Source organism: Alcaligenes faecalis (genome assembly GCF_005311025.1).
Lineage (GTDB): Bacteria > Pseudomonadota > Gammaproteobacteria > Burkholderiales > Burkholderiaceae_B > Alcaligenes > Alcaligenes phenolicus.
On the sequence record NZ_CP031747.1, the window covers coordinates 3,167,796 to 3,181,476 of the forward strand.

Consider the following 13,681-nt stretch of genomic DNA (forward strand, 5'->3'; position numbering starts at 1 on the left):
GTCAGTCCTCTAGTTGTTGGGATTGAAGTTTTTGCCAAGCGATGCAGGCATATTCAACCTGATCCAGTTAGCGTTTCGGGAAATTAAAACCAGCACAATAATCGTGGCCAGATACGGCATCATGGCCAGCAATTGCGAGGCTACCGGAACACCCAGAGCCTGCGCATGATAGGTCAGGATCGTGACCCCACCAAACAAGTAAGCGCCCAGCATGACGCGCCAGGGACGCCAGGTTGCAAACGTCGTCAGCGCCAACGCAATCCAGCCGCGCCCGGCAACCATATTCTCGACCCACATGGGCGTGTAAACCAGACAGATGAAGGCACCGGCCAGACCGCAGCAGGCACCACCAAACATCAAGGCACCCAGGCGAATGTAGCGCACGTTGTAGCCCAGCGAGTGCGCCGAGGCAGGCGATTCACCCACCGCGCGCAGCACCAGACCGGAGCGGGTACGAGTCAGGAACCAGGCCACGGCAATACACAGCACCCAGGACACATAGACCATGTAATGCTGCTGGAAAAAAGCAGGCCCGATCAGGGGAATATCTTTCAGCACGGGAATGGACAGTTTGGTCACGACCAGGGAGTTGCCGGTAAAGGGCAAGCCAATATAGGCCGAGGCCCCTACCCCGAATAAGGACAGGGCCAAACCACAAGCCACCTGATTCGCGCCCAGCCAGACGGTCAGCCAGGCAAAGGCGGCTGCCATGACCATGCCAACCACCGCGCCCAGCACAAAGCCCAAAGCAGGGCTACCGGTTTGCACGGCCACCGCAAAGCCCACAATGGCCGCCATCAGCATCATGCCTTCCGAGCCCAGATTGATGACGCCCGACTTTTCATTAATCAGCAAACCCAAGGCTGCCAGGAGCAAAGGGGTGCCTGCGTTGATGGTTGCGGCGAGCAAAGGTGCAATCGCGTCCATTACTTTCTCCAGACCAAACGCTTGGTGATGAGCACGTCACAAGCCAACAAGGAAAACAAGAGGATGCCCTGGAAAATACCGGTAATCGCATTGGGCAAGCCCAAACGACTTTGGGCCAATTCCCCACCGATATAGAGCAAGGACATCACAAAAGAGGAAAAAATCAGTCCCAGCGGGTGCAGTCGCCCCACAAAGGCCACAATAATGGCCGCAAAACCATAGCCGGGAGAAATCGAAGGAGTCAGTTGCCCAACCGGGCCCATGACTTCCGCTGCACCAGCCAGACCGGCCAATGCCCCCGAAATCAGCAAGGAACTCCACAAGGCTTTACGGGAGGAAAAACCGGCGTAACGAGCAGCCAATGGGGCCATACCCCCCACGCGCAAGCGAAAACCGGCCATGCTGCGTGTCAGGAAAAGCCAGGCCGCCACCGACGCAATCACTGCCAGCACAATACCGCTATGCAAGCGCGTGCCGGGCAAGACCGCGGGCAACAAAAAGCCGTCCGAGAACAGGCTGGACTGCGGAAAACCAAAGCCATCGGGATCGCGCAAGGCACCGTGTACCAGATAGCTGAGCAAGTGCTGGGCCACATAGACCAGCATCAGGGACACCAGAATCTCGTTGGCATTGAAGCGATCTTTCAGGAAAGCCACAATAGCAGCCCAGGCCATGCCGCCCAGCATGCCGCAGGCCAAAGCCACGGTAATCAGGAAAAAACCACCGTTATCGCCATCGTCCACTTGCAGAATAAAGGCCCCGGCTGCCAAGGCGCCCATCACCAACTGCCCTTCCGCCCCGATGTTGAAAATATTGGCTCTGAAACAGATGGCCAGACCGACCGAGATCAGCAGCAAGGGCACCAGTTTGACGCCCACCTCGGCCCAACCATTCAGGTCACGCAAAGGCTCCAGAAAAAATACGTTCAAACCCGCCAGAGGATTCTTGCCCAGCGACCAGAACAAGGTTCCGGCGACCACCATGGTCAGCAAGACAGCCAGCAAAGGGGAGCACCAGGCCATCAAGGTAGAGGGCGTGGCACGAGTCTCAAGCCTGAGCATGTTCACCCTCCTCCCACAAACCGCTCATCCATTGCCCAATCTGATCAACACTGGCTTGCGCCACGGGAATAGAGGGAGACATACGACCTTTGGAGATAACAATCAGGCGATCGGCAATCGCAAACAATTCATCCAGCTCTTCAGAAATGACCAGCAAGGCACAGCCCGCATCGCGCAGGGCCAGCAGCTCGGCGTGGATCTGGGCGGCAGCCCCTACGTCCACCCCCCAGGTGGGCTGGGCAATGACCAGAATGCGAGGCTGACGGGTGACCTCACGGCCAATAATGTACTTTTGCAGATTCCCGCCTGACAGGCTGTTGGCTGCGGCCTGCTCGTTGGAAGTCTTGACGCGGAAACGCTTGATAATCCCGCCTGCCAGACGGCGAATGCTGGGAAAACGCAGAAAACCGCGCTTCACCGTTTCCGGGTTCTGATGAGACAGCAGCAGGTTCTGAGCCAATGACAATTCCGGCACAGCACCGCGTCCCAAGCGTTCTTCAGGTACGAAGCCCATGCCCTGATCTCGTCGCCAAGCCGCATCGCGTTGGGCAATCGCCTGACCATCCAGCAAAATCATGTCTGCCCGTGCGCGGGTATCTTCACCTGACAAGGCCGCCAGCAACTCCTGCTGACCATTACCGGAAATACCCGCCACCCCCAGGATTTCACCCTGGTGCAGATCAAAACTGACATCCTGCAATTCACAGGCAAAAGGATGGGATTTGCTCAACTGCAGATTACGCACCTGCAAGAGCGTCCCGCCTTGTTGCATGCTGCGCTCACCCAGAGACTGAGGCTCGGCGCCAATCATCAGGCGCGACAGGCTGGCCGTGGTTTCTTCGCGAGGGTCGCAATAGCCGGTGACCTTGCCCATACGCATGACCGTACAGGCATTGCACAGCTCACGGATTTCATCGAGCTTGTGGCTGATATAGACAATGCTGCAACCCTCAGCAGCCAGTTGACGCAAAGTGCCAAACAAGCGGCGTACTGCCTGTGGGGTCAATACCGAGGTTGGCTCATCCAGAATCAGCAGCTTGGGCTTGCCCAGCAAGGCACGCACAATTTCAACCCGCTGGCACTCGCCCACGGACAACGTATGGATATGACGTTGGGGGTCCAGATCCAGACCATATTGACTGGCCGTTTCACTAATTCGACCAGCCAGCTCCTGCATATTGGTCGAAGCAGGCAGACCCAATGCAATGTTTTCCGTGACAGTCAGGGTGTCAAACAAGGAAAAATGCTGGAACACCATACCGATGCCCAACTGTCGGGCCGCCGCCGGACTGCTGATCTGGACGGGCTGGCCGTCCCACAGAATCTGGCCCTGATCGGGTTTGACCACACCGTAGATGATCTTCATCAAGGTGGATTTACCCGCGCCATTCTCCCCCAGCACGGCATGAATCTGCCCCGGCAGGATAGAGAGGGAAATATTGTCGTTGGCTACCACCGCCGGATAGGCCTTGGTGATATTGCGAAGTTCCAGGCGTGGCACAGCCTTGGGGTCTACGGATACCGTTTGCTCACCGGACTCAGAAGAATGGCCCACGGGAGACGATAGGGTCATGGCTGTATCAGCAAAAAAGTATAAAACGCCCGAGCAAGCGCATCATGGCCTGCTCAGACGTGCAAAAAGGAAGGAAAACCTAGGGCTTAACGCTTGCCCAGGGCTTGCTCGATTTTCTTGTCAGTTTTGTATTGGCTAAGAGAATATACCGCCCAAATAGCGGCCGGTATCCATCCAATGACGGTCAACTGCAAAATCAGGCAAATAATGCCCGCTACAGGCCGACCGATCGTGAAAAAGACCAACCAGGGCAGGAGCAGTGCGATCAATAAGCGCATGAGAACACTCAATTTAGTGAGGAATGGGCGCTATTTTACCCTTTATTGACCCACTGAATCATTTGTGCGCAAACCAGCAAGACCTGCGGCCCGACTCAGGCAAGCTGAGCCGGGCCGCAGCCTGAAACCAGGATTTACAGCAATTCTTTACGTAATTGCGCAGGCGATTTAGGCGACAACAGGCCAGGAGCCACGTCCAGCACGGACTGGGCACCGATTTGACCTTGCTGGTTCATGCGGTAAGCCGCACGCGCGTAGGCAACCAGCACACTGGAGGTAAATTCCGGGTTGCTGCCCAGGTTCAAGGCGTATTCCACCACTTGTTGCGAACCCGCGCCGGACTGACCGCTACGAATCACAAAACCACCGTGAGGCATGGCCGCGTGATCGCGTGCCAGGGTTTCAGCGTCAATGAAGTTGACTTCCGTGTCGTAGTCCGCGAAGTAGTCAGGCATGGTCACAATGGCTTCACGTACGGCGTCGGCGCTGGCGCCCTCTTCCAGGACCACAAAGCACTGACGCTTGTGTTTTTCACGGGTGCTCAGCTCGGGCTGCTCCCCGTTGCGCACACGCTGTACCGCTGCTTCGATAGGCAAGGTGTATTGCACACCACCGGCTACACCGGCCACACGGCGGATGGCATCGGAGTGACCTTGGCTCAAGCCTTTGCCCCAAAAGGTGTACGTCTGGCCAACAGGCAAGACACACTCGCCATACAAGCGATTCAGCGAGAACAGGCCTGGGTCCCAACCCACCGCGATCAAGGCGGTCGTGCCTGCGCCTTTGGCGGCGGCATCCACGGCTTCATAGTATTCGGGGATACGGGCGTGGGTATCAAAGCTGTCTACCGTCGTGAACCAGCGGGCCAAGGCCGGGCCTTGTTCGGGCAAGTCATTTTTAGAGCCACCACAGAGAATCAGCACGTCAATATCATTGCGGTACTGTTCGATCTGGTCCAGGGCACGCACGGGCACGCCTGCACTTTGCAGACGCAGGGAAGCAGGGTCACGACGAGTAAAAACGCTGACCAGCTCCATGTCCGGGTTTTGTGCCAGGGCCAGCTCTACGCCTCGCCCTAAATTGCCGTAACCTGCAATACCGACACGGATTTTGCTACTCATGGTGTTTTCCTTAAAACTGATAAATAAGTGCTGTCAGAACTGCTGCGCTCTGAAGCAACTGGCTTAGTCGCTGATCATACGGGCGGCAAAGCCCATGAACAGCAGCCCCACCGAGCCATTGCCCATCCGGGACAGACGCTGATGGCGTCGGAAAATTCCTGCCAGGCGATCACCACCAAAAATCAGCAAAGACAAATAACAAATGCTGATCAGTTCCACCACCAGGCCCAGCAACATAAAGGCCAGGCCCGTGTGACCTTTGGACGGGTCCACAAATTGCACGAAGAAGGACAGGAAGAACAAGATGGCCTTGGGGTTCAACAAACTCAGGAGCAAGGCCTTGCGAAAGCGGGTCTCGTGACGCAAGCGCGTGTCCACAGACTGAACCGGGCCGCCTTGCCTGAAGGCCGACTGTAACAGCCGCACACCCAAATACAGCAAATAGGCCGCACCCAGCCAGCGTATGCCCATATACAACATGGGCAGCGTCTTGAGCAGCGAGGCAGCGCCCAAGGCCGTCAGCGTCATCAAAATGCCGTCGCCCACGACCACGCCCAAGGCTGCTTTATAGCCTTCGCGCACGCCATGTCCGGCGCCACTGGCCAGGACGTATAAAGAATTGGGTCCGGGCAAAAGCACGATAAACACCGTACCCACCACAAAGGCCCAGAAATTGACAATACCGATTTGTTCGAACACGCCGGCCTCGCTAAACGCAGCAGAATCCGCAATTTTAGCGCTAAAAAAATGCCCCTGGCACGGGTGGAATGCCAGGGGCGATCAGGTCAATTTGTAAGGTCTACGCTGCCGGACTGACTCGGCTACGCATTACCAGACCTGATGGACTACGCAGTCGCAAGTTCCTGGGTCTGGAACTGCTCCTGTTTCATGGTGCCTTCTTGCTGGAAACGAACGTGCCAGGACAAGGCCTCTTCCAGGATGTGGGGCGTGTGGCCACCACGTTGGCTGGCGCGCTCAAGATAGTCCAGCAAAGCAGGACGGTAGTCGGGGTGGGCACATTTTTCGATGATGACGCGGGCACGTTCACGAGGAGCCAAACCGCGCAAATCAGCCAGGCCCCATTCGGAGACCAGCACGGCCACATCATGCTCGCAGTGGTCGACGTGCGACACCATAGGCACCACACTCGAGATGGCGCCGTCCTTGGCAACGGACTTGCTGACAAAAATGGACAGGTGCGCATTACGGGCGAAGTCGCCGGAACCGCCAATGCCATTCATCATGTGGGTGCCACAGACGTGCGTGGAGTTCACGTTGCCGTAGATATCAAATTCCAGGGCGGTGTTGATCGCAATAATGCCCAAGCGACGCACCAATTCTGGGTGATTGCTAATTTCCTGTGGACGCAGCACCAGCTTGTCGCGGTAGTTTTCCAGGCCTTCCAGGAACTGCGCCATCTTGGGAGCAGACAGCGTCAAGGACGAAGCCGAGGCAAAGCTCAACTGGCCGGAGTCCAACATGGCAATTGCGCTGTCCTGCAATACTTCCGAGTACATCTTCAGGTCGGTGAAGGGAGAATCCAGCAGGCCGTAAGTGACGGCATTGGCAATCGTACCGATTCCCACCTGCAAGGGCAGCAAGGAATGGCTCATACGGCCAGCGTCTACTTCGCCTTTCAGGAATTCAATAATGTGACCGGCAATTGCCTGGGTTTCTTCATCAGGTGGCAGCACGCTGGAGGGGCTGTCCAAAGCGTCGGTCACCACAATACCCACGATGCGGGAAGGATCCACCTGAATGGCGGTGGTGCCAATACGCTGGTCCACATCCGTCAGTTCAATAGGCTGACGGTTGGGGCGAGCCTCGGGCACATAGATATCGTGCAAGCCTTCCATTTCCACTGGCATGCTCAGGTTCAGCTCAACAATGATTTGTTTGGCTTGCTGGGCAAAGCTGGCCGAGTTGCCTACCGAGGTCGTCGGCACAATTGCGCCAGTTTCTGTAATGGCAACCGCTTCAATGACAGCGATGTCGATGGCAGGCAGGTTGCCCGAACGCATGTGCTCCACCGTCAAGGACAAGTGCTGATCGGTAAACAGGACCTTGCCTTCATTAATATGACGGCGCAGCACCGAGTCCACTTGAAACGGCGAGCGGCGGGCCAGCACACCAGCCTCGGCCATCATGCCGTCGCTATCATTACCCAGCGAAGCGCCGGTCACCACATTCAGTTTTAATTGCTCGGTCTGGGCGCGCTCGGCCAAGGCACGAGGCATGACCTTACAGTCCCCTGCACGGGTAAAACCGCTCATCCCGACATTCATCCCGTCTTTGAAGAAGGCGACTGCCTCCTGAGCGGTCATGACTTTGCCTTCCAATTCGGGGGAACGAATGCGATCCTTGAACATCGTGTGCTCCTGTCTCTGTGTCATTGATCTACCTGTTGTTGCTTTCGGAAGGAGCCAGGGCCGAAAGCGCCAGGCGAAATCTTCACGCAACAGAACGACATCACGCTTTAAAAATAGGGGCTGTACAAGCCGGAGATAAAAAGCCGAAATCGCCCTGACAACAGGCGTTTATGTTTTTTGAACAAAGCCAGCATAGCATCGCCATAATGAATAAAATAACTCCCAAGAAGTCGTAAAAGTCATAGATAAAAGGCCAGCCAATCATGGACATCCGATCCTTGCGATACTTCATTGAAACCGTTAAACATCAAAGCTTTACGCAAGCTGCGCAGAGCCTGAACGTGACGCAATCGACCATCAGCAAGATGGTGAAGCAGCTGGAAGATGAGCTGGGCGAACCCCTGCTGATTCGCGATCACCGTCAATTACAGTTGACCGATTGTGGCAAGGTGGTGCTGGAGCGGGGGCAGGAAGTTCTGCAGAGCATGCAGGGCTTGCTGCGAGAGGTTCACGAAGTTCAGGCCTTGCAACGCGGCCGCCTGGATCTGGGTATTCCGCCCATGATTAATGTGCTGTTTACGGAAGTGCTCAAGACCTTCAAGAACCGGCATCCGCAGATCGAGCTGATTCTGCATGAAGAAACCGGCATGGGGATTGAGCGTATGGTTGCGGCGGGCACGGTTGAAATGGGGCTGAGTATTCTGCCTTTGGGGCCCGAGCTGAATGTGTCGGCTACCCCCGTGGCCAAACATGCGGTTTGGGCGATTGGCCATAAAGATACGCTGTCCGGTGCGCAAAAGAAGATCAAGCTACGGGAGTTGGAGAAACATCCTTTGATATTCCTGGGCGAAGACTATGCCCTGACCCGTATGTTGCGACGTGCTTTCGCCCATGCGGGCTTGCGGGCGAATATTGCTGCCCAGAGCAATCAATGGGATTGGGTGGCTTCCATGGCACAGGCGGGAATGGGAGTCGCTTTGTTGCCCCAGCCGTTTCTTTCTCGGCTGGAACCGGGGGATTGGATTGCCAAAGAAGTGGTGGAACCGGCATTGAACTGGGAAGTGGCGCTACTGTGGAATGGGCGGTATCTGTCGCAGGCGGCCAGAGCATGGCTGCAGGTCTGTGCGGATGTATTGGGCGGGAACTGGCCTGAGCTTGAAGGGGATTTATAGCAGGACTATTTATTAGCCCTTGAATACTCATCGTGTACTCGACACTAGGCCAAGGCCGGCCCAATCGCATTGAATAGCTATGTACATGCAGGAGCATGTCTTTCTTATGTGACGTCGCTTCGGTTTGGAAGAGCCTGGATTAATGCATAGGCAATCTCTGTAAAGCACCACTGCTGCGGCCTGCGGGGGCGCCGGGCTTGACCACTTGCCGACGCTACGCGTCGGTACCCTTGTCAGAAAGACAGGACGGGCGCATTCTGAACTCGCGCGATAGCTCGTCCCCCGGACGAGCTATAAGCGTCGCGCTCAAACAGCAGAATGCTTGCATCCCGTCCTGTCTTTCTGCCCGCGGCAAGTAGTCTGAATCGCCCCGCGCCCCCGCAGGCCGCAGCAGTGGTTTATAGCGTCAGCAAGCATCAAGCCAACTTCTAAGCCTGAGACGGTGTATGCAGTGAGGAAGTATTTACATGTAGAGCTGAATCACAAATCAGCATCAGCACATTCAAATTAGAGCAAGATGATCATGATTTGCCACTGCATCAAAAAACATGTGGGCGGGTAGGTGCTTAGTTGCCAGACAAGCAGATCGACTGACAAGTAAACACGAAGAAATAAATGGACAGACAGCCAAATAGACAAGCAGACAGGTAGGTAGGTAGGTAGATAGACCAACAGAAAACAAGAAACCCCGCCAATTTAGCGTCCATCAACAGCTAGTTGGCAGGATCATGACCATCTGCTCAGGACACATCACAAACCGCCAGTTGTCTCCACATGGAACGTAGGAAATCAAACACCTCTTTTGTTCCACATCCCTGCCAATTTCTCGTACATGAAACGACTGAAAAATCGCGCCATCTCATGCATCGAGCCGTTCAAGCCGTCTGCCCCTGCCTCGGGGCGATTCAGACTGCTTGCCGCGGGCTGTTCTGGAATCCGGGATGCAAGCCCTGTGTTGTTCGAGCGGGACGCTTGTACTTGGTCCGGGGGACCAAGTACCCCGGGAGTTCACAGGGCGCCCGGATTCCAGAACAGACAAGGGTACCGGTGCGCAGCACCGGCAAGTAGTCAAGCCCCGAGGCAGGGGCAGACGGCTTGAGCGGCGTCTTTCCTGAGACGACTTTTCTCAAAGAACAGGTTCAATGCTGAAGCACTCCTGATACACAACAACTATTTGTCACCCCACCCACAGACAAAAAAAGAGCCACCCCAAACAGGGTGGCCCTCTTGAACAGCCAGGTCCAACAATCAGAAATAATTAAGCAGTCACTTTCTCTGCAACCGGCTCTTCAACTTCAGCCGAACTACGGATCAGGTAATCAAAAGCGCTCAACGCAGCCTTGGCACCTTCACCAGCAGCAATCACGATCTGCTTGAAAGGAACGGTCGTTACGTCACCAGCGGCAAACACACCAGCCAGCGAAGTCGCACCGCGAGCATCAACCTCGATCTCGCCATGACGCGACAGCCCCACATCGCTGCCCTTCAACCATTCCGTGTTGGGCACCAGACCAATCTGAACGAACACACCATCCAGCTTCAGGCTCTTGGCTTCCTGAGTAGCACGGTCCAGGTAATTCAGACCCACCACCTTGGTGCCATCACCCAGAACTTCAGTGGTCTGAGCCTGCATGATGATCGTCACATTAGGCAAGCTGCGCAGCTTGGTCTGCAAGACCTGGTCAGCACGCAAGGCATCACCGAACTCGATCAAGGTAACGTGCTTGACCAAACCAGCCAGGTCAATTGCCGCCTCAACGCCGGAGTTACCACCGCCAACCACCGCCACATCCTTGCCCTTGAACAAAGGACCATCACAGTGCGGGCAGTACGCCACACCACGGTTACGGTAATCCTGCTCACCAGGCACATTCAGTTCGCGCCAGCGGGCACCAGTAGCCAGAATCACGGACTTGGCCTTGAGCTGAGCACCGCCATCCACATCCACAATGACCTGCTTGCCTTCACGGCGAATGCCTTGGGCACGATGCAGATTCATGATGTCCACATCGTAGGCTTTGACGTGCTGCTCCAGCGCCGTTGCAAACGCAGGACCATTAGTCTCGACCACCGAGATGTAGTTCTCGATCGACATGGTGTCCAGAACCTGACCACCAAAACGCTCGGCCAATACACCCGTACGAATACCCTTGCGAGCGGCGTACACAGCAGCGGCAGCACCTGCAGGACCACCACCCACAATCAGCACATCAAACTCGTCCTTGGCATTCAAGGCTTCGGCACGAGCCGAGTTATCGCCCGTATCCAGTTTGGCCAGCAACTCTTCAGCACTGGCACGGCCTTGATGGAACATTTCGCCATTCAAGAACACAGCCGGAACCGACATGATGTTGCGCTGCTGAACCTCGTCCTGGAACAGGGCACCGTCAATCGCCACGTGCTTGATACGTGGGTTGATCACGGACATGGCGTTCAAGGCCTGCACCACGTCAGGACAGTTCTGGCACGACAGCGAGAAATACGTTTCAAAAACAAAGTCGCCGGGCAGATTACGGATCTGCTCAATCACAGCGGCATCCAGTTTGATCTCGTGGCCACCCACTTGCAGCAGGGCCAGGATCAAAGAGGTAAATTCGTGTCCCATCGGGATACCCGCAAAGCTCACGCTAATGTCGGTACCGGGACGATTAATTTGGAAGGAAGGCTTGCGCTCTTGCGCATCCGCATCTTCGCGATAGCTGGTCTTGTCGGACAGACCATCAATTTCTTGCAACAGTTCGCGCAGCTCGACGGACTTGGCGCCAGTATCCAGCGTCGCAACGATCTCGATCGGTTGCGTGATCTTCTCGAGGTATGCCTTCAATTGAGTTTTGATGTTTGCATCTAACATGTGAAACGCCCTTTATCCTGTACTGAACGAAACAACTTGAGGTGCCTGAACCGGTCAGGCACCGGGGTGGCGGCGCAGCGCGCCGACCACCGCTAAAGACCCGTGTTTAAAAGGTCTTAGATCTTGCCAACCAGATCCAGGGAAGGAGTCAGCGTCTTGGCGCCTTCTTCCCATTTAGCTGGGCAAACTTCACCGGGGTGAGCGGCGATGTACTGAGCAGCTTTAACTTTGCGCAGCAGTTCGGAAGCCACACGGCCGATACCGTTGTCGTGGATTTCCAGGACCTTGATTTCGCCTTCTGGGTTCACCACGAACGTACCGCGCAGAGCGATACCTTCCTCTTCGATCAGCACGTCAAAGTTGCGCGACAGCTGATGAGTTGGGTCACCGATCATTGGGTAGTTAACTTTGCTGATGGCTTCCGAAGTGTCGTGCCATGCTTTGTGAGCAAAGTGAGTGTCGGTGGACACCGAGTAAATTTCTACGCCCATTTTCTGGAATTCGGCGTAGTGGTCAGCCAGGTCTTCCAGTTCGGTTGGGCAAACAAACGTGAAGTCGGCTGGGTAGAAAACGAAAACAGCCCACTTACCGGCAACGGTTTCGTTGCTGACTTCGATAAATTTGCCGTTGTGAAAAGCTTGTGCTTTAAAAGGTTTGATGACGGTGTTGATCAAAGACATATTTGCTCCGGTGAGTGATTAATCATTGACAGTAAAGCCATTATAGGAAGCCACTGCCGATTAGTAAAATTGATTAATGCAATAACGTTCATTGCTATTAGCTATCGCGCGTCGCATAAAAACTTCTTTCTATGCGTCGCACAGACTTATGCTAACAGAGCTAGATGACAGTGCAACTATCAGCGTTCAAGCTATAAGGCTACTTCGCTGGGCACGGGGCTGGAGGACTGCTTGGCGTTGAACAAACAACGGGCAAAATCCTGCCAAAACTGCGCATCGTCGCCTAAAGAAACATTAATACGCATATATGTAGATGGTTGCTGTTGCGGGGAAAACAAGGCCCCCGGCACCAATAAATGCCCTGGTCGCCCCAAAGCACGCACCAGACTTTCCGTATCCACACCCGTATCCACCCAGACAAACATGCCCGCCTGGGGTGGTGCGTCCGGCGCCAGGCCTACATGCGCCAATTGCTCCAGGGTTTTATGCCTGTCGGCGTTGGCGTGACGGCGCAACCGCTCCAGGTGTTTGCGATAGGGTCCATCTACCAGCACCCGGTGAATGACCCGCTCACCCAGCTCCGGTGACGTCAGCCCTGCCAGCATTTTCAGATTCACCAAAGACTGCAGCAGTTCAGGAGCAGCTGCCATATACGCCACCCGCAAACCAGCTGCCATGACTTTGGAATAGCCCCCCACCAATGTCACCCGGTTCAGTTGATCCAATTGCGCTAGACGGCAGGCTGGATTGGCGTGCAGCTCGCTATAGGTATCGTCTTCAATAATGTGAAAGTCCCAGGTCTGGGCCAAAGTCAGAATGCTGTGCGCCACCGCCGGACTCAAACTAAAGCCGGTGGGGTTATGCACCACGGTATTCAAAATGACCAGACGTGGACGATGCTCGCGCGCCAGCTGTTCCAGTACCGCCAGGTCCGGGCCATCTGCGCGGCGTGGCACACTCAGCACTCGCACATCCACCACCGCCAGGCGAGCAAACAAGAGATACCAGGCCGGATCTTCCACAACAACCGCATCACCAGGCCGTAACCAATGGCGCAGAAGTAAATCCAGCGCCTGCGTAACACCACTGCACAATAAAAGCTGCGTATCAGGATCTGCCTGTATGCCGCTATCTTCCAGCTGTCCCGCAATGTGCTGACGCAAGGGCCTGTAGCCATGCGAATGCCCATAGCCCAGCAAGTTGGAGCCGGCGCTACGGCTGACCTGCCGCAAGGCCGCCAGAATCATCTCGTTATCCAGCCACTGACTGGGAATGCCCGCGCTGTCGCTATGCCCCATGAAACTGTTCAACATCCAGTTCACATCTATTTTGCGCGGCTCATTCTTTTCTACATGCAGGGATTCGGAACGCAGGCGTCGAGGGCTGCGCACCCGCACAAAGAAACCGGAACCGGGCCGGGACTCCACCAAGCCCAAGGCCATCAACTTGTCGTACGCGGCCACAACAGTATGCGTACTGACCCCGGCAGACTGCGCCAACCGGCGCACAGAGGGTAAGCGACTGCCGCCCCGATACCGCAAATGCAGGGCCTGCTGCACCCAGGCGACCAGTTGATCGCTAAGTGTCACGTCCGAACCGCGCACGGGCTGCCAATCCAACCATTCCATGATGCTGAGCTCCAAGCGAGA

Annotated in this window: 11 protein-coding genes; 1 reads left to right on the forward strand and 10 read right to left on the reverse strand. The window is 55.6% G+C overall.

Annotated elements, in window-relative coordinates; genetic code table 11:
• Positions 1–9: 9 nt before the first annotated feature.
• The 7 genes from D0C27_RS14580 to D0C27_RS14610 all read right to left on the reverse strand — a co-directional run bounded on the left by D0C27_RS14580 (position 10) and on the right by D0C27_RS14610 (position 7,329).
• Positions 10–927, reverse strand: a complete 918-nt coding sequence (locus D0C27_RS14580; RefSeq protein ID WP_009454860.1) for an ABC transporter permease — start codon at positions 925–927, stop codon at positions 10–12.
• The gene (locus tag D0C27_RS14585; protein ID WP_026485492.1) at positions 927–1,988 is read right to left on the reverse strand and encodes an ABC transporter permease; all 1,062 of its coding nucleotides are present in this window, start codon (positions 1,986–1,988) and stop codon (positions 927–929) included. The genes D0C27_RS14580 and D0C27_RS14585 overlap by 1 nt, the downstream gene beginning before the upstream one ends.
• Positions 1,975–3,561 carry an ABC transporter ATP-binding protein gene (locus D0C27_RS14590; protein WP_080748106.1) on the reverse strand — a complete coding sequence of 529 codons (1,587 nt, stop codon included), beginning with the start codon at positions 3,559–3,561 and terminating at the stop codon, positions 1,975–1,977. Before D0C27_RS14590 ends, D0C27_RS14585 begins: the two co-directional genes overlap by 14 nt.
• Before the next feature lie 86 nt (positions 3,562–3,647).
• Positions 3,648–3,839, reverse strand: coding sequence for a YqaE/Pmp3 family membrane protein (locus tag D0C27_RS14595; RefSeq protein WP_009454854.1), 192 nt, complete (start codon positions 3,837–3,839; stop codon positions 3,648–3,650).
• Between the two features lie 134 nt (positions 3,840–3,973).
• Positions 3,974–4,960 (reverse strand): diaminopimelate dehydrogenase, encoded by a 987-nt coding sequence (locus tag D0C27_RS14600; RefSeq protein WP_009454851.1) that lies wholly within the window; start codon positions 4,958–4,960, stop codon positions 3,974–3,976.
• A 63-nt stretch (positions 4,961–5,023) separates the two neighbouring features.
• The gene (leuE, locus tag D0C27_RS14605) at positions 5,024–5,659 is read right to left on the reverse strand and encodes a leucine efflux protein LeuE (RefSeq protein ID WP_026485490.1); all 636 of its coding nucleotides are present in this window, start codon (positions 5,657–5,659) and stop codon (positions 5,024–5,026) included.
• A 146-nt stretch (positions 5,660–5,805) separates the two neighbouring features.
• Positions 5,806–7,329, reverse strand: a complete 1,524-nt coding sequence (locus D0C27_RS14610; protein ID WP_060186617.1) for an acetyl-CoA hydrolase/transferase family protein — start codon at positions 7,327–7,329, stop codon at positions 5,806–5,808.
• A 263-nt stretch (positions 7,330–7,592) separates the two neighbouring features.
• Here D0C27_RS14610 and D0C27_RS14615 point away from each other — a divergent pair, with 263 nt between their 5' ends.
• On the forward strand, positions 7,593–8,501 hold the full coding sequence (locus D0C27_RS14615; RefSeq protein ID WP_060186616.1) for a LysR family transcriptional regulator: 909 nt from the start codon (positions 7,593–7,595) through the stop codon (positions 8,499–8,501).
• A 1,258-nt stretch (positions 8,502–9,759) separates the two neighbouring features.
• On the opposite strand, the gene ahpF is transcribed toward D0C27_RS14615, so the two are convergent.
• The 3 genes from ahpF to D0C27_RS14630 form a co-directional block, all read right to left on the reverse strand.
• The gene (ahpF, locus tag D0C27_RS14620; protein ID WP_026485487.1) at positions 9,760–11,352 is read right to left on the reverse strand and encodes an alkyl hydroperoxide reductase subunit F; all 1,593 of its coding nucleotides are present in this window, start codon (positions 11,350–11,352) and stop codon (positions 9,760–9,762) included.
• A gap of 116 nt (positions 11,353–11,468) precedes the next feature.
• Complete coding sequence (gene ahpC, locus D0C27_RS14625) at positions 11,469–12,032, reverse strand: alkyl hydroperoxide reductase subunit C (RefSeq protein ID WP_009454841.1); 564 nt, start codon at positions 12,030–12,032, stop codon at positions 11,469–11,471.
• Between the two features lie 191 nt (positions 12,033–12,223).
• Positions 12,224–13,660: a PLP-dependent aminotransferase family protein gene (locus tag D0C27_RS14630; RefSeq protein WP_083054464.1), complete on the reverse strand. Its 1,437-nt coding sequence runs from the start codon at positions 13,658–13,660 to the stop codon at positions 12,224–12,226.
• Positions 13,661–13,681: the final 21 nt, after the last annotated feature.

Coding starts and splice junctions, on each gene's coding strand:
- D0C27_RS14580 (WP_009454860.1), bottom strand. CDS start 927: ATGGACGCGATTGCACCTTTGCTCGCCGCAACCATCAACGCAGGCACC.
- D0C27_RS14585 (WP_026485492.1), bottom strand. CDS start 1,988: ATGCTCAGGCTTGAGACTCGTGCCACGCCCTCTACCTTGATGGCCTGG.
- D0C27_RS14590 (WP_080748106.1), bottom strand. CDS start 3,561: ATGACCCTATCGTCTCCCGTGGGCCATTCTTCTGAGTCCGGTGAGCAA.
- D0C27_RS14595 (WP_009454854.1), bottom strand. CDS start 3,839: ATGCGCTTATTGATCGCACTGCTCCTGCCCTGGTTGGTCTTTTTCACG.
- D0C27_RS14600 (WP_009454851.1), bottom strand. CDS start 4,960: ATGAGTAGCAAAATCCGTGTCGGTATTGCAGGTTACGGCAATTTAGGG.
- D0C27_RS14610 (WP_060186617.1), bottom strand. CDS start 7,329: ATGTTCAAGGATCGCATTCGTTCCCCCGAATTGGAAGGCAAAGTCATG.
- D0C27_RS14615 (WP_060186616.1), top strand. CDS start 7,593: ATGGACATCCGATCCTTGCGATACTTCATTGAAACCGTTAAACATCAA.
- ahpF (WP_026485487.1), bottom strand. CDS start 11,352: ATGTTAGATGCAAACATCAAAACTCAATTGAAGGCATACCTCGAGAAG.
- ahpC (WP_009454841.1), bottom strand. CDS start 12,032: ATGTCTTTGATCAACACCGTCATCAAACCTTTTAAAGCACAAGCTTTT.
- D0C27_RS14630 (WP_083054464.1), bottom strand. CDS start 13,660: ATGGAATGGTTGGATTGGCAGCCCGTGCGCGGTTCGGACGTGACACTT.